1 pseudogene is annotated in these 588 nt (G+C 44.9%); it reads left to right on the top strand.

Annotation, left to right across the window (positions count from 1 at the left end):
• Nucleotides 1-588 (top strand): annotated as a pseudogene (locus IAE51_RS12015) (cell wall anchor protein); the annotation flags it as partial.

The following is a 588-nucleotide window of genomic DNA, read 5'->3' as shown; positions in this document are numbered from 1 at the left end:
CCTTTAGCAGTAAAGGCTGATGAAAATTTGGCTGTTAGCCCACCAAACCAAACTGAAGCTGTCACCAATCCAACTGTAAATTCTTCTCTTGCCGTGTCTGATTCGACAACCGAAGGAAATACAGGAAGTTCACAGGCAGAAACGCGAACTAAAGCGGCAAGCTCAATCACTTCACAGGCAAGCACCGCTCCAAATGCCAGTTCAGTTTCATCATCTTCAACCAGTTCGGCTCAGACTTCAAGTGTAGAAGCAAGCTCTAATTCTTCAGAGGTTTCAACTTCATTGAGTTCAAAGGCCTCAACTTCAAAAGCCCCAAGTGTTCCCCTTGATTCATCAAAAGCAAACGTCACAATTGCTTCAAGCCTGTCGGCGAGCGGAACAATCATAAATCCTGTTCTCACAAATGGTTCAATTGCCAGTCAAGCCAATGGTCAAGACCCTGCAATAAGCACTATTGAAGCGACCGGTTCAGTCGCCAATGACATCACAGGGCCAGCCACGCTAGATGATATCAATATTACAATCAAGGCTAACAACCTTGTGCCAAATAACTTTTTAACGCCTGATGGTCTTCATTGGTCGGCAAAT

Origin of the sequence: Lactococcus sp. S64, from assembly GCF_016516525.1 — a bacterium.
Lineage (GTDB): Bacteria > Bacillota > Bacilli > Lactobacillales > Streptococcaceae > Lactococcus > Lactococcus lactis.
Note: the sequence above shows the minus strand (reverse complement) of the source record. Positions and strands in the feature narration are given on the sequence as shown.